Source organism: Aestuariibacter salexigens DSM 15300, assembly GCF_000429145.1.
Taxonomy (GTDB): Bacteria; Pseudomonadota; Gammaproteobacteria; order Enterobacterales; family Alteromonadaceae; genus Aestuariibacter; species Aestuariibacter salexigens.
The window spans coordinates 63049-81957 of sequence record NZ_AUBH01000004.1 but is presented as its reverse complement, the minus strand read 5'-3'; the positions used below and the strand labels follow the sequence as shown (position 1 = coordinate 81957).

The window sequence follows — 18909 nt, the reverse complement described above, 5'->3', positions numbered from 1 at the left end:
TTTCGCGCACATTAGCAAAACCAAAGCTAAACGCAAGAATTTCGATATGCGAACTAGCGAAATCCCTCGCCATTATTCTGGCCCAGCAACGGAGGAGCGGTGACATCGGTAGACATCTCTCCATCAAATCGCAGCGGCGGTCTGACCGTAGTGAATGTGCCTTTGACAGGATGCGGCGCCTCCACTTTTAGCTTGAGGTGCTTAGCCTGCTCCGTCTCCAGTGCCTCTGCTGAGTTGTAGACAGGAGAATGAGGTACTTCAATTTCAACTAAGCGCTGGCACCAATAGGATAGCGGCTGACTTTTGAATATCGGTTTGAGGTGGGCAAGCACCTTATCGTAGTTCTCGATGCGTGCGTAGCGCGATGAAAATTCGGGACGCTCAAGCATGTCAGGCTCACCGACGGCGTTTGCCAGCCCCTCCCAGAATTTGGCAGGAGATGACATATGCAAAGCGATCCATTTGCCGTCCTGACACTCGAATACATATGACTGAGATACATTAGGACGACTTTCCGGCCCCATAATTTGGTCAGCAGAAAAATAATGGGTGAAATCATCTAGGTTAAAGTGTGTCATCGCTTCGAGCATCGACACTTCCACCAGCTTGCCTTCACCGGTTTTAGCGCGATTTAACAGTGCAGCAAGTACACCCTGAGAGGCGTAAAATCCGGTTATTGCATCAGCAATGGCAGGGCCGACTACCCGCGGATCTTTAGGATTAAGTAACAACCTCAAGAAGCCGGTTGCTGCTTGCGCAACGGTGTCAAATGCTGGCTTTAACGCGTCAGGGCCATCTGAACCGAAGCCAGATATTGAACAATAGATCAGTTTAGGATTGATTTTATGCAAGCGTTCGACGTCTACGTTCAGCTTGTTGGCCACGCCAGGTCTGAAGTTTTCAATGAACACGTCTGCTTCAGCAACGAGTTTGTCAAACTCGGCAAGGTCCTGCTCGTTGCGCGTATCGAATTCAATACTGCGCTTGTTTCTGTTGTAGGTCTGGAAGTGAGGACTATATAACTCGCCCTTGTATGCACGAAACGGGTCGCCGGTTTCCGGCCTTTCTATTTTAAGAACATCAGCACCTAAATCTGCCAGAAACATCCCGCAAGCAGGTCCAGTAATAAAGGTTCCCATTTCAAGAACTTTAACGTCAGACAACATGCCAGCCATACGCACCTCCACTCAGAAAAGATAAAGTTTTCTTGCAAGATAGAGCGTGATGATATAACTTTCGTATATCGAAAACAAGTTCGATTTTCGAAATTGCGTGTTACTTTCATACTAAATCGCGCATCCATATGAAAGTGAACAGTAGTTTCCATTTAATTGTCATCACCTTAAACAGGGGAGTCGCATGAGAATAGGTAAACAAGATAAGCCTTACACTGCTATCTGCACGTCCACAGCTGAAAATATTACGGTTCGCGGGTACGACTTGGTCGACGAAGTGATGGGTAACGTCGATTTCACATCGTACTTCTGGTTACTTGTATGCGGTCAGATGCCAAATGAAAACCAACGCTTCTTTGCTAACGTAGTACTAACAGCGATCGCTGAGCATGGGCTGGTGCCGAGCGTAGTAGCAGCAAGAATGACCCTCGCCGCTGCACCTGAGTCGTTTCAAGGGGCGGTAGCAGCCGGGTTGAACGGCTGTGGCTCTGTGGTGCTTGGCAGTGCTGAAGTAGCAGGGCGTTTCCTGCATGACGTGGTCAGCAAAAAGAACGAAGGTATGTCGATGGATGACGCTGCCCGCGCTTGTCTCGAAGAATTAAAAGCCGCTGGCAAACGGGTCCCCGGATTTGGCCACCCGTTACACTCGAGCGGCGATCCGCGTGCAAATCGTATTCTGGCCCTGGCACAAGAGAAACAAACTGAAGGTGACTATATCGGTGCGCTAAAAGCGATACACCGCTTACTACCTGATGTGATGGGACGCGCATTACCTATCAATGTAAACGGGGCTATTCCAGCCTCCATTCTGGATGTGGGTTTCCCGCTTGAAGCATTGAAAGGTATTTCACTGCTCGCGCGTACTGCAAGTTTGGTGGGACATCTGCAGGAAGAGTCAGAAACGCCGATCGGCTTTATTTTGTCAGGAAAAGCTGCAGAACATATCGAATACACAGGCCCAGAGCCAAAAACTAACGTTTGAGGAACCGAATTATGACCAAGACACTTATCCTTTATTACAGCACCTACGGCCATATTGAAGCCATGGCAGAAGCGATTGCCGAGGGTGTGCGCTCAGTACCCGGCAGTGAAGTAGTTATTAAACGTGTACCTGAGCTAATGCCCGAAGATGTGGCTAAGCAGGCTGGCGCGAAACTTGACCAGAGTGCGCCTATTGCGACTGTTGAAGAACTGCCAGACTACGACGCTATCATCATAGGTACACCAACACGCTATGGGCGTATGGCTGCGCAAATGGCCAACTTCCTCGACCAGACCGGTGGGCTGTGGTTCCAGGATGCACTGGTGGGTAAAGTTGGCAGTGTATTCACCTCAACGGCGAGTCAGCACGGCGGTCAGGAAACTACGTTAATGTCTACCATCGTTAACCTGATGCATTTCGGTATGACGATTGTTGGATTGCCGTACACAGAAAAACGTCTGGTGAAGATCGACGAAGTATCTGGCGGTACGCCTTATGGCGCATCAACTATCGCCAATGGTGACGGCAGCCGTATGCCATCTGAAGATGAGCTGGAAATTGCAAAAAGTCAGGGACGTCATGTCGCTGAAGTTGCCGGTCAGCTAGCCAGAGGCCGCACGCAGTAAAAGTTTCTTCCCGTTAGCGGCCACATCTCAGTCGTGTGAGTGTGGCCGCTGTTTAATTTTGGGATATGTAACGCACAATAAAAAACGCTCCCCAGCTGCACACAAACTGGGGAGCGTTTTAGTTTATGAACGCCAGGTTTAGAATCTGTCGTTCAGGTGGGCACAGCGTCCGAACTCTGCGCCTTTCTCTACCGCTTTAAGCACTTGTTTCGGGAAGCTCAGTTCTCTGTCCTGGCCCTTATCACACACAAACGCTTTATCAATATCGATATCGATAGAAATGACCGCACCGGCAAGGTTACCCATCATTGCTGACGCATCTGCACTGACACCAAAGATGTTATCAGCCAGCAGGTTGCGAGCTTCCACCACGCCCTGGCGAGCAAAGAATTCACTGGTGGTCATCCAACCCATACCTTCCATGTAGATTGCACCATAGAAACCGCCAGCAAGAGCGCTGCCGAAGCGTGCCGTAATGACGCTAAGATCATCGTTGGCATCCAGCACCAGTACATTTGGCAGACCAACGAGTCCGACCAGCGTCTCGTGGTCGTATCCGCGATCACACATGTTGCCGAAGAAGAAGTTGTTGTATGGCACATCGTCACACCAGCGCAGTGAACCGAGATATTCAAGCTCATCTGTCTCGGTATCCCATTTAACCGCGCCTTTGCCAACGGTGTAACGCCCCTGTCTAACCGCGGAGGTGGTCACCACATAACGGCCATCCTGAGAGATGACGGAGCCTTCAGTCGCGCCAAATTCAGTATTGATGTCGCGAAGTTCACCGTTTACCCAGGCAACCTGACCAAAGCCGTTGATCATACCGGTAATAGTTTCACCATTACCGGATACGCGATCAGCTCGGATCCAGGCTGGCTGATACGGTCTGTCCAATTCCATCGGTAGTTTAGTCAGATTACCCTTGCCATCCCATACCACGGGCTGTCCATAGGCAAATGCACTCTCACCAGGCGCACATTCCTCTGCACCTGACTTCGCGACGCGTGCTGTACCTACGAAGACATTGCCATCGTCACTTGCATCCCAGATTGATGCAGAGCTTTTACCAGACTGGCCGCTTAACTGGCAGGTACCATTGCTCAGGTCCTCAGCAGGCGTCAGTTTGTTGCTGCGCAGGTCCCAGATCGCTGGCGTCGCAATATCGTCACCATCAAAGTCAACAATGACACCGGCTTTGGTGGCGTTTTTGTTCATATTGGCAGAGCCTGCCTTCACGATTGCTCCATTCTCCAGCTGTATTGCTGAGAATTCCTGCGTGGGTGCTTTGTAAAGGAATGCAGTGCCGCTGGGGGTGTTACCCATGGCGAACTGACCGTTTTTAGAGTGATCAGTGATGTACGCCTGTACCAGTGGTGTGTACTTAATACCGTCCTGATAGCCATTGAACTGCATGTTGACTTCTTTGGTTTCTCCCGCGGCGACGATGATCTCAGAGTAAGCGCAGGCATTGTCCAATGCTGGATTGCTGCTTTCGCCCTCATTCCAGTATTCTGCCTCTGAAACCAGCGGTGTAGGAGCTGTGGGGTAGCCGCCAGCTTTGATGGTTTCAATATACAGTACGTAGCGACCACCGGGCGTTAAGCCATTAATGGTGAACGAGCCGTCAGGGCCAACCAAACCTTGTGTCATATTACCTGATTGCTGAGTAATAACGTCGCTGTGAGGTGCATCGAGATTACGCGCGACGATATTCATACCCGAGTAAACTGCACCGTCTTTAGTTCGCAGCGTGCCGGAAATAGAACCATATTGTGCTTTATATTCAGCGGTAGGGTAGAGGTCTGAAATATTGACGATGTCATCACGTACATTAACCGTTGACTGCTCGTATCCGGTAACACCGCGCACATCGATGAACGGGAACATGGTTTCAACGTTTTTCGCCAACTCCAGCGTGCCACTCGTATAGGTGTTGGTAATGGCACAGCCAGGCACACCGTCATACTGTGGGGACCAGGGCTTGGCCATGTATACGAGATGACCATTCGCCTGTGAGTGAGACATATTGATCGCATGGCCGAATTCATGTGTGAATACGCCAGAGGCATTGGCACCGTCAGTGTCTTTGCTGTCAACGAACCAGCCGTTCATTAACGCCGTTGCTTCGGTGATTTCACCGGTTTCTTCATCGGCCCACTCTGGGAACGCAATACCTAAAACCTGATTGCGAGGCACGCCGAAGTACTGTTCAAGAATCGAACCATCCGAGTCGTAGTTTACCCAGAAGCCACGACCGTTTTCGGCACCATAAATTTGGTCAACATTAGTAGCGTCTACATCGCTGATGCCGGTCATTTCCGCAATAGTGCCTTGAACGGTCATTTCCAGAGTTGAGGTTTCAACATCACTCCATTCCTTCACAGCGCGCGCGGTGATGGCATTAGCCTGTTCAATGGTCAGGAATGTCATATCACGCTCAAGCGGCGTATAAGCTGGAATAAACGTACCATCTGGCAGGGTCATGTCATGGTTAAATGAAGTCCCTGCTTCCAGTACTGTGTAGGTTTGTACTGGATTGCCATCTTTATCTTCGATAAGCGGACCACCGTCAGTGTATACCGGAATGGGGCCATTCGAGGTGTCCCATTTGTATGGCTGCATGGTCGGTTCATGGATGTATAACGGACCACCTGCTAATGCGCCAGTCGTCACGGTCGCCAGTAATGCGGCTGCTACTTTAGAAAATCTCATTATTTCACCTCCGCAAGCGAATCAACTAATTGTAGGAATGCGATAGCGTCGACCGCACCAGGGGTAGTAAGCAGGTTTTGCTGCTCGGCTGTTAATGCACTGGTATCCATGTCGTCGAACAAGCCCTGATTACCTAACTCGTTAATCACTTTGCCGTTTTGGATAACGAACTTGCCCTGTTCAAGGCCGACTGTTGAGGTTAATCCACCCATTTCAGGATTCATAAACGCGATGATGTGCTCGCCTTCTGTCCAGCTTGCGAAACCTTGAGGGGAGACGCCAAGATACACTTTGCCGTTACCCATCGAACGAGGTTCGGTCAGGCCGAACTGACGAAAGGTGTAAAGGCCATCGTGGTCTACTTTACCTTTGACATCTGACTCCACTTTGACAGTGACCTCGGTATAAGGACGCTGACGGTTATCGAAGCCATCGGTGACAGACACGACAGAGCCTGTCAGGATGCTGTCTGCTTTATTAACTAATTGTGAAAGATTTTGTTTGATGTGTTTCTGCGCTAGTGCGGCGGGTGCCATCACCAGGCTGGCCGACATTGCCACCGCCAAGGTGGTTTTGCCGAGAAGTGAGCGTAATTTCACCTTCACTCTCCTATTTGTTGCTGGAATGTTGCAAATATTTATTTTTTATTAATGGACCGTTAAGGCGGTCAACGAGCAAACAATTAAGCATAAGGCGGTGAAGTCAGGCACGGTTTTTAGTGTAGCGTTTTGTAGTCGGCTGTAGCCTTTTGTAGCAATCCTTTGCACAATGTAGCCAAGTCACCAGAACGGGAGTACGGTGACAGATCGAGTGATTTAAATGGGTGGGCATTTAACGCCATGCGACAGGCTTTTTTACTTCTGGCAATATTAATTTTAAGTGCACCGAGCGCAGCTTCGCCAAGCGATCGCGAAACAACGCATGGTGATCATGCCAGTACCCATGAGTGGGGATTCGATATCGGGTTAGGCCTGGCGGGCATAGATAACCCATTAAATCAGCGTGATAACCTTGTATCCGTAGTACTTCCCCAATGGTATTACTACGCCGAGCGCTTTTACATCGAAACTACCGATATTGGTTATGCCCTCATAGAGCAACCTTCACTGCTGATAGATATTGCTGGCTATGTCAATCAGGACGGCATTTTATTTAATACCGACAATCATCCAGTGTCCTATCTTGAAATCAGTAAATTAATTCCCAACGTTGGCGGACGACCAGACACAGGACAGATTGATTTCCCTGATATCGAACGGGATTTTTCCTATATGCTTGGCCTCAAAGCTATGTATTTGAATGACTGGTTTGAACTCACTGCGCAATGGGGACGTGATGTTTTTCAGGGCCACGGTGGTGAAGAGTTTACGTTCTCGCTGCAAAAAAGTTATCGCTTCGGGGATTGGAAGTTTAACTGGGAACTCGGCACTGTGGCGAAAAACGATGCAGTCAATAACTACTATTTCGGTATCCGTGCTGAGGAAAATGGCTTGCGTAAGGATACTCAGGTCACAGACAAGTGGTTGTGGGATAACTACCTTAAAGTTGCGGTCGTTTATCGACTGTCGGAATCCATGTCGGCAGTGACTTCTTTGCACTATACCCGAAAGCCAAGTGCACTGACGATGAGCCCGATTCTTGAAAAGCAGCAATACTGGGCAGGCTTTGTTGGTCTGAACTATCATTTTTGACCATGCACCGACTTTTTCTGATTGCAGCCATATTTAGCGTTAGCGCAAGTGCCAACCCGTCTGGTGGTTTATCCATTGCGCCGAAAACGTGTGTGGTTGATGCTTCAGGTAAATGCGACGTTAAGCTGTTAATGCAATTTAAAGCAGACAGCGCAACACCAGTCTGCTTTGTGATACCAGAGCAACAGCAGCAATGGTGCTCTGCGTCCGCGATAGAACACCGAGAGCAAATTGATATCAGCACAAAAACGTCACTGTCTGTGGAAGTGAGAGAACAAAGTAATCGAGATTTGCTGGATCGCGCCAGACTTGAACTGGCCTACTACGAGCCTGCTCAAACGCGACGTCGTCGACAGTTTTCCTGGAGTTTCTAATGACCGCTCTACCTCACACCAGAATATTGCTGATAGAGGATGACGTTGCGCTGGCGAGCCTGATTGATGAGTTTCTGCAAGAGCAGGGCGCACAGGTTACTACCGTTCACAATGGTGCTGAAGCAATCAGAACAGGCCAACGACATCAATATGACCTGATTATTTGCGATGTCATGCTGCCGGACTTGCATGGTTTTCAACTTGCTCAGAGACTTAGGTTACATCAGTCTTGTCCGCTCATTTTTCTTACCGCACTTGGCGATGACGACACTCACTTGCAGGGATTAGAGCTTGGCGCTGCCGATTTTATTACCAAACCGGTCAAACCTGCTATTTTACTTGCCCGGATCAAAAATAATCTGAATAAGCATGCTGTTAAGGCATCTGTTACATCGCTGGCTTTTGGCCCTTACCAGCTAAACGAGCGCAGTAAAACCGTAACTCGGCATAGCGAACCAGTGAATCTTACTAATCAAGAATTCGATCTTTTACACTTCTTCGTACGCTATTGTGATGGTCCGGTAAGTCGCGAATTTCTTTTTCTGCAAATTGTGGGCCGCCCTTACGATGGTAGCGACCGAGCGGCTGACCTCCAGGTGAGTCGGTTGCGAAGAAAGCTGATTAGCTGTGGATGCGATGATCTGGCAATCAAAACGATACGAGGCAAGGGATATGTTCTGCTGCTGGATTCAGACAATGCATTAGGCGACGATGAATAGACAGTTTTTTCTTCTCGCCACCCTGTTGCTGGCCATGTTGATCGGTATGCTGATTGGGTTCAATGCGCTATATGATAGATTTTTTGCTCCACCTTCCGCATATCTGGTGTCGACATCAACGTTATTTACACAGGCAGTAAAACAGGACGCTGACCTGATAAGGCGCATCGACAGCAATGTCATCCAATTTCCGCCTGCCTTACAACAACAACTTGAACAAGGGCAGGTGGTTGCACTCAAGGACACTGCTGAGCAGCTGCGCTACTACCAACATATCGGCGATAGGTTATATGAGCTTGGCCCCTTACCTGACAATGCGCAAAGTGCACCAGAACAAAATAGTCTGACCATTGTTTTTTATTCATTGCTCGGTGCAGTGGTATTGATTGTGCTCTATCCTGTGGCCAGAGACATTGTCAGTATGCGTCGTGCAGCCACATCCTTTGCTGAGACTCCAGCGCCTATTCGTTTGAAGGTTTCCAATCGCTCAGTGTTATATCCATTGGCAGAATCCATGCAGCATATGTCAGCGCGCATAGCTGAGCTACTGAAACAGCAACAGGATTTGGCCAATACCGTGGCGCACGAAATCAGAACGCCGCTGGCGCGCATGGAGTTTGTTTTACAAAAGCTGCATGCAAAGTTAGATGAGACGTCAGCCACTCGTCTTCAGGCGGACATTGATGAGATTAATCAGTTAGTGGCCGATTATCTGACGTTTGCCAGAACGCAGAATAGGCAACAAAAGGCAGAGTTCGAGCATCAGTGCATTGCACCTTTATTCGATGAAATGAAATCAAAAACGCAGATGACGTTGACTTCAGTAAAGGTACATTTCTGTTGTGAAGATACGGAAGTGGCATTCGACTACCGATTAATCAGCATGGCATTACAAAATTTGCTTAACAATGCCATGCGCTACGCAAACACTCAGATTAGGGTCAGTGGCGAACGCCAGAATGATGATTTTTATATTATTGTCGAAGATGACGGCGAGGGATTGAATGACAAAGTTGAGTCACTCACTAAAGCTTTTAACCGGCAGGCGAAAGATAGTGATGATATGGGTTTTGGGTTAGGCCTGTATATCGTTGAACGCGCCATCCAATTGCATAACGGCAGGTTGTCAGCGAGCCGCAGTCAGCAATTGGGAGGAGCAAGATTTACGCTTAGCTGGCCGATCACGGACCTCAGTTAGCGAGAGGGGGAGGCAAACTGTTCTTTCACTGCTTGTTGAAACCATGCAGACTGACGCTCGTTGGCCCACCATTTAGTCATGGCGCTGATGTATTCAGGGCTGGTTCTAAGTGTAACTAAAACCTCATTTATTTGCGTAATCACTTGCTGCCCCCACGGATTTTTGGGGCAAGCGATATAGCCAACCGCGTAAGGAGCAACGCCAGCTATCTGATACTGGCGTAACTCACTTTCACGTTCGCTGTGGGTTGTAAAATAATTCACTTCGTAAGGGTAGCCAATCGTCGCATCCAGCCTTCCCAGCGCGACGAGCTTAATAGCTGCATCCGCTTCCTCTGCAGATAATAAAAAACGTTGCTCATTAGGCAGCTTGCTGACGAGTTTATCAAGAATAACGCCATAGGAACGCCCTCGTATAAGCCCAAATATGACCTCAGGAGATTGAATAACCCGAGTTAAATCAACCGGTATGTTCAGGGCATCTGGTAGTGTTTTACCATCTTTGAGAATTAGCCTGTGGCTCGGTGAAATAATTGACGGTAGAGAAAAATACGCAAATGTCTTTCGCTCTTCAGTTAAATACAGACTCGGATGACAAACCTGCTTACCTAAGCGTAGATCTTCAAGAGCACGTGCGTGCGATGCCAGCGGCATGTGATGCTGATACTGTGGTAAGCGCTCGATAATCAGTTGCAGGGTTTCGTCGACAAACCCTTGCCCGGTCAATTCTCCGGTTTTAATCAAAATGGGGGGAAGGTGATAAGTCTGCCAATAGATATTGTCGTCAGCACTGATGCTGCGGCATGAAACGCAAATGAAAGTGAGTAGCACTGCTAACCGAAGCAACATCATTCGGATACTTTTCAATAAATAAACCATTGCATAGTAGATGACTACTGCCTGCAAATCCACAAGCAATGAGTCTTCAACCCTGGAGCTCGGATATGAAATCGCCCACCTTATGTTGATCGAGCCGACAGTGAAAGTACTCACCAATAAAGCTCTATGTGACAATCATTTAAGTTGAATATGTCTACAAATTGCACTATACCAAAAAACCCTGCCTAAGCTTTCTTACGTTGTTGTGGTCGCTCTATGAAAAATAAATGCCGCTCCTTACCTCATATAAAAATAAAAAAATGCCAATACGTTAAGTCGGTAATGTTCAGTTTGTTGGTTTTGACAACCACAGTCTGGTCACAAACAGGTTTAGCGCAGACATGCAGTGGCGGTGTATCTGAGGAAACCACTTCATCTACGCATACGATTATTTGTAGCGCGTCAGATTTGTCAATTTCCTCTTCGGTCACTGCGACGGATCCGGGTCCCGGAACATATATACTGGCGGAGTTGTTTAATGCGACTGCCACCGATGAGTTTGGCCAGAGCGTGTTTGAAAATGACAGTCTGACCGACTCGACATGTTATGAGTTTACCAGTACAGGTTCGGCAACCAATGGCGCTATTTACAGTGGTACTATTCTGGATGGCGTAGGCTTTGTCGATGTGGCCGAGGGACAGTGTAGCGGTGGTGGAGGTGGGCCCGGTCCGGGACCAGGCCCTGACCCAGATCCACCAGAAGCACCAACGGTGACCTCTGCAACCGAAACCTCGGATGAAAATTACGTGGTGGCAGGCACACATCCGCTTGATGGCACCATTATTTCTGTTGTTATTGATGCGAATAATAATGGTTTGATTGATATCGAGGAACCGCCTGCCACAGGTCCGGTGAATGTGTCTGGTGGGCAATGGGCCACTGCACCAATCGCCATATCCGAAACGACCACCTTTCTTGTGGTGGCCAATGATCCGGTAAGCGGCTTGCCGTCTGATGTGGTGCCGCATACGGTGACCTTCAATGGCGTGAATAGTGCGCCAGAAATTACGTCTGGTCCAATTTCTATCAGCATTGATGAAGATAGCGGACCTAACTTATTCAATTTTACCGCATCGGATGCTGACGGAGATACATTGGCCTGGTCAATATCAGGATTTTCAGGCGGCGCTGAAGTATCTACGAGCGCTTCTGGTACCTCAGCTCAGATTACGCTTACACCAGCAGCCAATACATTTGGTGAAGGCATGCTTGTTGTGACGGTATCTGACGGTGATTTAGCAGATAGTCAAGAGGTGTTTTTTATCATTAACTCGGTCAATGATGCCCCCGTTTTTACCAGTAGCAACTTTGCCATTTCCGTTGATGAAGACCCGTCTACGGCGGCATCGTTACAGGTCACTGTCTCTGACGCCGATGGAGATGCATTGGAATATTCAGTCTCTAGCGCAACTTCTGGTACTTCAGGGTTAACCGGAAATGGTGATATAGCGACATTGAGTTACTTGCCGAACGCAGATTTCAATGGGACCGATGAGTTTGTGTTAACCGTATCTGATGGCATTGATTCTATAGAGCAGACGATTTCCGTCACGGTTAATCCTGTTAACGACGCCCCTGTCATCAGCGGATCGCCCGCCACCAGTGTCAACGTCGGAGAGCTTTACAGTTTTACGCCGACTGCTTCCGATGTTGACAGTGCTTCCCTGACGTTCAGCGAAACAGGGCTGCCATCATGGGCGGCGTTTAGCACGACCACAGGTACATTGTCGGGTACACCGTCGGCTGACGATGTTGACTCATACGACGGTATTGTGATTACCGTGACGGATGACGAAAATCTGTCTGACAGTTTAGCTTCATTTTCAATTGTCGTTGTTGCTAATAACACCCCGCCGACAGCCTCTGATGTGAGTGCAGAGACTGATGAAGATACCCCTGTTGCTATTACGCTGTTGGGCTCTGATGAGGATGACAACGATACCCTGACTTACCGTGTTGGCAGGGCTCCTGGGGTTGGGACCGTGAGTGTTTCTGGCAACGTGGCGACCTATACACCGGACACTAATGCGAATGGTAGAGATACGTTCTCCTACATAGTCTCTGATGGCATTGATACTGCGGTGGCCGAAGTGACGGTGACTATCCATCCAGTTAATGACGATCCTGAATTCTTAAGCACAGATTTTGCTATCACAGTTCAGGAAGACTCAGAACAAGCGGGAATACTCAATGTAAGCGTCACTGATGTAGATGAAGACTTTTTATCTTATTCCGTTTCCAGCGCAACCTCTGGTACGTCGAGTCTTATCGTAGAAGATAATACGGCAATAGTCAGCTATCTGCCGATTGAGAACTTTAATGGCAGTGATGAATTTACACTCTCTGTCAATGATGGCGTGTCCACTATCACACAAGCGATTTCTGTGACAGTGATCCCCGTAAACGACCCTCCTGCGTTTACCAGCGACAATTTTTCTATCACTGTCGAACAAAATGCCACTACAGCTGCCACAGTCACCGTGACATTAGAAGATGTTGAGGGTGATACGTTGTCCTATAGTGTGACAGATGCCAGCAATGGAACCTCATCAGTAGCGGGTGAAGGCAATACGGCAACAGTGGCCTATTTACCTAATACCGACTTTTTGGGGATGGATACCTTTGTGTTATCGGTTGGCGATGGTACCGATATTGTCACGCAAACGATATCTGTCACGGTAACGGAAAAATCCAACACACCACCTGAGGCAGAGAGTTTTGACATTACCACTGATGAAGATACGCCTGTGAGCTTTTCCCTTAGAGGAACTGACGTGGACGAAGATGAGTTGTTCTACGAAATACGTTCAATACCAGAAGAAGGCGAACTTACTACAAACGGTAATTTGGTAATTTATACCCCTCCAGCAAATTTCAATACGGAAGTAAACATACCAGATAGCTTTATTTACGTTGCGATAGACGCGGATGGCGCCGAGTCAAACGAGGCGACTGTCACACTCATTGTCAGCCCGGTCAATGATGCCCCTATTATTCTGGGCACACCATCTACGGTGGCGCAAGCCGATTCAGAGTATCAATTCTTATTTGATTATAGAGATGTAGATAACGAGTATGACACGCTCGAGTTAACCACAGAGAACGTGCCAGCTTGGTTGGAAACCAGGGATAATGGTAAAACATTGATTGGTACGCCATCAGTTAATGATGTCGGGTTGTACGACAACATAACCATTAATGTATCCGACGGAGAACTTACCGAGACATTGGTGTTTAGCATTCAAGTTATTGACCCCGATGGAAATGGTGCGCCTATTGCCTCGGATGGTTCTGCAACTACCAACGAAGATACTACGGTCGAAATTGAGCTAATCGCGAGTGACTATAATGATGATGAGCTGTCGTTTAATCTGGCCACTCAACCAGCAAACGGTCAGGTCAATATTGCCGGCAACGTGGCGACTTATACGCCCACTTCAGATTTTAACGGCCCTGACAGCTTCACGTTTACCGCTACTGACGGATTATTAACGTCTAATGAAGCGACAATCGAGTTAACCGTGGCGCCGGTAAATGATGCGCCAGTGATCTCGGGGACACCGGCCACACTGGCGGCCTCTGGGGCATCCTACAGCTTCACACCAACTGTATCGGATGTTGATAGCGACACGTTCACATTCACTATTGATAGCGCACCAGGTTGGGCTTCTTTTAATGCTACCACTGGTACCTTAAGTGGCACGCCGAGTGAAAATGATATCGGTACCTTTGAAGGGATCGTGATCACGGTCTCAGACGGTGATCTCGTTGATGCTCTGCCTCCATTCAGTATTGAAGTGATAGATCCTAATGCCAACGTCGCACCGGTCGTTGGGGATAACACGCTCACCATCGATGAAGATACCACTTTTACCGATACGATCACCGCCTTCGACGAGAATGGTGACGCCTTAACGTTTAGATTAAACCTTAATGCAACTCGAGGAACAGTCGAATTGCTCTCTAACGGTGAGGACAGGTTCACGTTCACTTACACGCCGCCTGAAAATGAAGGGGGCTTCACAGACTTCTTCACGTATGTAGCTAATGATGGGTTAGCTGATTCAAATGAGGGAACGGTGACGATCATCATCAATGACGTGAATGATGCACCTGAAATAACGGGTACGCCGGAGACGTCAGCCAAAGTCAACCAGGCTTACAGTTTTGTTCCCACCGCCAGCGATGTAGAGAACGATACACTGACGTTCACGATTGCAAATCGGCCTCGCTGGACATCTTTCGATGGTAATACCGGGGCATTGACAGGCACGCCAGGCTCTTCAGATGTGGGCATTTATGGCAATGTTACTATATCGGTATCTGATGGCGAAGATGAGGTATCTTTACCGCCATTTAATCTGGAGGTGACGCCTAATAATGCGCCAACCATCAACGGCAGCGCCTTGACAGAAGCGGAAGTCGGGCAAACCTACGCCTTTACGCCAACGGCAAGCGATGCAGACGGTGATACACTGACATTTTCAATAAGTAGCCAACCTGGATGGGCAACCTTTGACGCCAGCACAGGAACGCTAAGCGGCACGCCAGCGCCTGCAGATGTTGGGATTTTCCAAGGTATACTTATCAGCGTGACAGACGGCACAGATACCGCTGCCTTGCCTTCCTTTACGATAGAAGTGTGCGAAGTGTGCGGCAATGTCGCACCTACCATCAACGGCGTTCCTGCCATCACGGTAACAGAAGGACAGATGTATTCGTTTGTGCCTACTGCAAGTGATGCCAACGAGGATATGCTGACCTTTGAGATTATCAACCAACCTTCGTGGGCGAGTTTCGATGAAAATACCGGCGCATTGACCGGTACGCCAGGCATGGCAGATGTTGGGATTAGTTCTGGCATTATCATTCGGGTGACCGATGGTACTCTGACTGACCAACTGCCACCTTTCAGCATTACCGTGGTTGAATTTAACGATGCACCAACAATAACAGGCGTTCCAGATACGACTGTCTTCCAGAACGACCAATACCGCTTTACGCCGACTGCAACGGATGCAGACGGAGACGTTCTTTCCTTCAGCATATCTAACCAACCGGGCTGGGCGTCATTTAATTCCCGTACCGGTACGCTAAGAGGAACGCCTCGCGACACAGATGTCGGTGTCTATGATTCTATTGTCGTTACTGTATCTGATGGGCAAAATAGCGCATCACTACCAGCGTTTTCGATACAAGTTGTCTCTCGCAACACGCCACCGGTTATTTCGGGCTCTCCCCGAACTGGCATATCACAAGGAGAGGGGTATTCATTTACTCCTAATGCATCTGATGCAGATGGAGACACCTTGACCTTTTCTGCATCCGGTTTGCCTGGATGGTTGAGTATTGATACTGAGTTTGGGACGTTATCAGGCACGCCGGGAGCTGATGATGTTGGCACAACCGACTCTATTATACTCACTGTTAATGACGGCCAGGCTAGCGCCAGTCTCGATGGGTTCACTATTGAGGTCACCTCAGACAATACGGCGCCAGTTGCCAACGATCAGTCTGTGACGGTCTCCGAAGATGGTGTAGTCATTATTGGTAATGTTGCTTCGGATTCTGATGGCGATAACATCACACTTGCAATACAAACAGATGTGCAACACGGCCAATTGGTTGACATCGTAACCGGTTGGATATACTCGCCGGATGCGGATTTTAATGGTTCTGACAGCTTTACGTTTACCGCAAGCGATGGGGAAGCAACGTCAGCCCCTGCAACCATTTCAATAACGGTTTCAAGTGTAAATGATTCGCCTATTGCTGAAAGAGATGTAATAACGGTTGAGCAGAACGAAACTGGTATTTATTTACTTGATGTATTGGCCAATGATACTGATGTGGATATCACAACTAATAATGACGTATTGACAATTCAGGGGGCGGATTCATCGTTCGGCAACGTTTCAATTGAGAACAATCAGTTACTTTATAATCCGGGTATTAGCTTTATCGGCACTGTCAATCTTACCTATGCCATCCGTGACATTGCGGGTAGAGCTGATCAGGCGACAGTCAGGCTGACAGTTAATGGTGTACAAGGTATTGGTGCGCCAATTCTTGATGTGCCGGACGATATTACCGTAGATGCCACAGGACTTTTTACAGTTGTGGATTTAGGCGTGGCATCGGCAACTGATGGCGACGGTAATCCATTGCCAGCCACCATCACTCGCGGGAGCACTTATTTTGCGCCAGGCAGCCACACAGTGCATTGGCAGGCGGAAGACTCATATGGGACTACCACAACTGACAGTCAAACCGTCAACGTTAATCCATTGGTATCTCTGAGTAAGGATCAGATCGTTCGTGAAGGTGCATCTGTAAGAGTCAGTGTATTATTAAACGGCGATTCCCCTAGCTACCCGTTAACCATTAGTTATACAGTCGATGGCACCGCACAAAGCGATGACCATACTGCGACAAGCGGGTCTGTCACCTTCGAAGAAGGCACAGAACAGGTCATAACATTTGATATCCTGAATGATGATATTGTCGAGTTCGATGAGACGATCGTCTTTTCCCTGAATGCTGAGCAAAACCTGGGTGCAAACAACGTCTCAACCATTACCATACGTGAGGCAAACATTGCGCCCGAGATTGACCTTACCGTAACCCAGAACGGTGAGGAACGTCTCACTGTCGCGCAGGACCAGAGCAATGTAACCATTACGGGAGTAGTCACAGATGCCAACCCAGGTGATGTTATAACAGTTGAGTGGACCTCGATAGGTTTGGCTAATTTAAGTAGTTCAGAAGAGTCATTTGTATTTAATCCAGCGTCATTGGCGACAGGCGTGTATCAAGTGACGCTATTTGCTTCCGATAATGGGGATCCTATCCTGTCTAATACAGCGGACGTGTTTATAGAAGTTACTGAGACTCTGGCACCACTGAGTGCAACACGAGACACCGATGGCGATCTTATCCCGGATAATCAGGAAGGGTACACTGACAGAGACGGCGATGGCATACCTGATTTCCAGGATGCCATCAACGAATGCAATGTGGTGCCTGAACAGGCCTCAAATCAAGATAACTTCCTGGTGGAGAGCGAGCCGGGCGTTTGTATGCGTCGCGGGTCAATTGCTGCGTTGAATCCGAGTGACGGAATAGAAGTCCTTCCCGTGGCTGGTATTGGCGGCAGCTTCCAGAGCTACAATTCTGCAGGCGAACTGGTTGAGATGATGGTCGAGGGGTTACCTGTGGACACCGAATATGCCATTGTTGGCGGTATCTATGACTTTATTCTTTACGGTGAGTCGCTGCAGGGCGCAAGCTTCGACGTCATTATTCCACAAAAGCAGCCTCTTCCACCCAATGCGGTGTATCGCAAATACAAACGTCAGACCGAACGTTGGGTAAATTTTGCTTACGATGACAACAATGCGGTGTATTCCGCAATGGGCAGAAAAGGCTTCTGCCCTGCATCAGGCTCGCCAGTCTGGACAGAGGGTCTGGTCGAAGGTGCATGGTGTATCAAGCTGCTCATCGAGGATGGCGGCCCGAATGACGATGATGGTGTAACAAACGGGGCAGTATTTGATCCGGGCGGCGTTGGCGTATTTTTAAATGGCAACAGCCTGCCTGAAGCCTCGTTCGACTCGCTGATCATGGCGACTAACACGACGGCGACCAAGAACGTACTGGCTAACGATTTTGATGCGGACGGCGACGAACTCACCGTAACATCCGTCGTCAGTGATGTCGGGCAGGTCAGTATCGAGGGCGATGGTGTGATTTCTTACACGCCTCCCGACGGATTTGCCGGTCTGGACACGCTGGTTTACATCATTTCTGATGGTCGCGGAGGCACAGCCAGTGCAGAAGTGGCCGTTACCATTCGTGGCAATCGTGCGCCGGGCGCAGTGGACGATAGCGCGCAAACGAATGATGAAACGTCTATTGAGATAGACGTTCTGGCCAACGATATCGATGTCGATGGCGACGAGATTACCTTAGTCAACGCATCGGCAGAAAATGGCGATGTAATGATCACCGATAATCAGACCATTTACTATACGCCAGTGCTGAGCTTTAACGGATTGGATACCATTACCTACCAGGTTGCTGACCCTTCAGGCGCAATCGGCATAGCGACCGTGTCTGTGGTGGTAGAAGGAAATCAGGCCCCTATGGCGATGGCTGACGAGGTGACCACGGAGTATAACCAACCGATTGAGATTGATGTTCTCGCCAATGATATGGATGTGAATGGCGATACGTTAACGATAGTCAGTGCCTCAGCCGATCGTGGCAATGTGACAATAAATACTGACAATACGTTGACGTATACACCCCCGCAAAATTTCAGTGGCTCCGATACCATAAACTACACCGTCAGCGACGGGCAGTTAGAGTCTAGCACCACCGTGAATGTGACCGTGCTACCTGAGCCGGCTGAGACAATTACGGTGACCAATAAGTCATCAGGCACCATGCAATGGCTAACCGTACTTGCGCTGTTAATTGCATTTTGGCGTCGCAGTGCTCGGTACAGCATAGTGATAACCATGGGAGCAGGCAGATGAACCAGAGGTT

The 18909-nt window shown here is 48.7% G+C and carries 11 protein-coding genes; 7 read left to right on the top strand and 4 right to left on the bottom strand.

What is annotated here, in order from left to right:
* Positions 1-53: 53 nt before the first annotated feature.
* Positions 54-1175 (bottom strand): CaiB/BaiF CoA transferase family protein, encoded by a 1122-nt coding sequence (locus tag G441_RS0107695; RefSeq protein ID WP_026375808.1) that lies wholly within the window; start codon positions 1173-1175, stop codon positions 54-56.
* A gap of 184 nt (positions 1176-1359) precedes the next feature.
* On the opposite strand from G441_RS0107695, the gene G441_RS0107690 reads away from it, so the two are divergent.
* Together G441_RS0107690 and wrbA are read left to right on the top strand one after the other, a co-directional pair.
* Complete coding sequence (locus G441_RS0107690; RefSeq protein WP_026375807.1) at positions 1360-2157, top strand: citryl-CoA lyase; 798 nt, start codon at positions 1360-1362, stop codon at positions 2155-2157.
* 11 nt (positions 2158-2168) lie between these two features.
* Positions 2169-2783 (top strand): NAD(P)H:quinone oxidoreductase, encoded by a 615-nt coding sequence (wrbA, locus tag G441_RS0107685; RefSeq protein ID WP_205622165.1) that lies wholly within the window; start codon positions 2169-2171, stop codon positions 2781-2783.
* 138 nt (positions 2784-2921) lie between these two features.
* Here the strand turns inward: wrbA and G441_RS0107680 are convergent, their stop codons facing one another.
* Both G441_RS0107680 and G441_RS0107675 read right to left on the bottom strand, forming a co-directional pair.
* Positions 2922-5498, bottom strand: a complete 2577-nt coding sequence (locus tag G441_RS0107680) for a carboxypeptidase-like regulatory domain-containing protein (RefSeq protein ID WP_026375805.1) — start codon at positions 5496-5498, stop codon at positions 2922-2924.
* A complete protein-coding gene (locus tag G441_RS0107675) occupies positions 5498-6097 on the bottom strand; it encodes a hypothetical protein (RefSeq protein ID WP_034474732.1) in 600 nt (199 codons plus the stop codon). Before G441_RS0107675 ends, G441_RS0107680 begins: the two co-directional genes overlap by 1 nt.
* A gap of 162 nt (positions 6098-6259) precedes the next feature.
* Here G441_RS0107675 and G441_RS0107670 point away from each other — a divergent pair, with 162 nt between their 5' ends.
* From G441_RS0107670 to G441_RS0107655, 4 genes are read left to right on the top strand one after another with little or no spacing between them, the layout of a single operon-like run.
* Positions 6260-7189, top strand: coding sequence for a MipA/OmpV family protein (locus tag G441_RS0107670; protein ID WP_156896312.1), 930 nt, complete (start codon positions 6260-6262; stop codon positions 7187-7189).
* A 2-nt stretch (positions 7190-7191) separates the two neighbouring features.
* Positions 7192-7563, top strand: coding sequence for a DUF3019 domain-containing protein (locus G441_RS0107665; protein ID WP_026375802.1), 372 nt, complete (start codon positions 7192-7194; stop codon positions 7561-7563).
* Positions 7563-8282: a response regulator transcription factor gene (locus tag G441_RS0107660; protein WP_026375801.1), complete on the top strand. Its 720-nt coding sequence runs from the start codon at positions 7563-7565 to the stop codon at positions 8280-8282. The genes G441_RS0107665 and G441_RS0107660 overlap by 1 nt, the downstream gene beginning before the upstream one ends.
* Positions 8275-9480: a sensor histidine kinase gene (locus tag G441_RS0107655; protein ID WP_026375800.1), complete on the top strand. Its 1206-nt coding sequence runs from the start codon at positions 8275-8277 to the stop codon at positions 9478-9480. The genes G441_RS0107660 and G441_RS0107655 overlap by 8 nt, the downstream gene beginning before the upstream one ends.
* Here the strand turns inward: G441_RS0107655 and G441_RS0107650 are convergent.
* A complete protein-coding gene (locus G441_RS0107650; RefSeq protein ID WP_169726062.1) occupies positions 9477-10331 on the bottom strand; it encodes a TIGR02285 family protein in 855 nt (284 codons plus the stop codon). The genes G441_RS0107655 and G441_RS0107650 overlap by 4 nt on opposite strands.
* Before the next feature lie 435 nt (positions 10332-10766).
* Between G441_RS0107650 and G441_RS0107645 the strand changes: the two genes are divergently transcribed.
* The gene (locus G441_RS0107645; protein ID WP_169726061.1) at positions 10767-18899 is read left to right on the top strand and encodes an Ig-like domain-containing protein; all 8133 of its coding nucleotides are present in this window, start codon (positions 10767-10769) and stop codon (positions 18897-18899) included.
* The last annotated feature ends 10 nt before the right edge of the window (positions 18900-18909 follow it).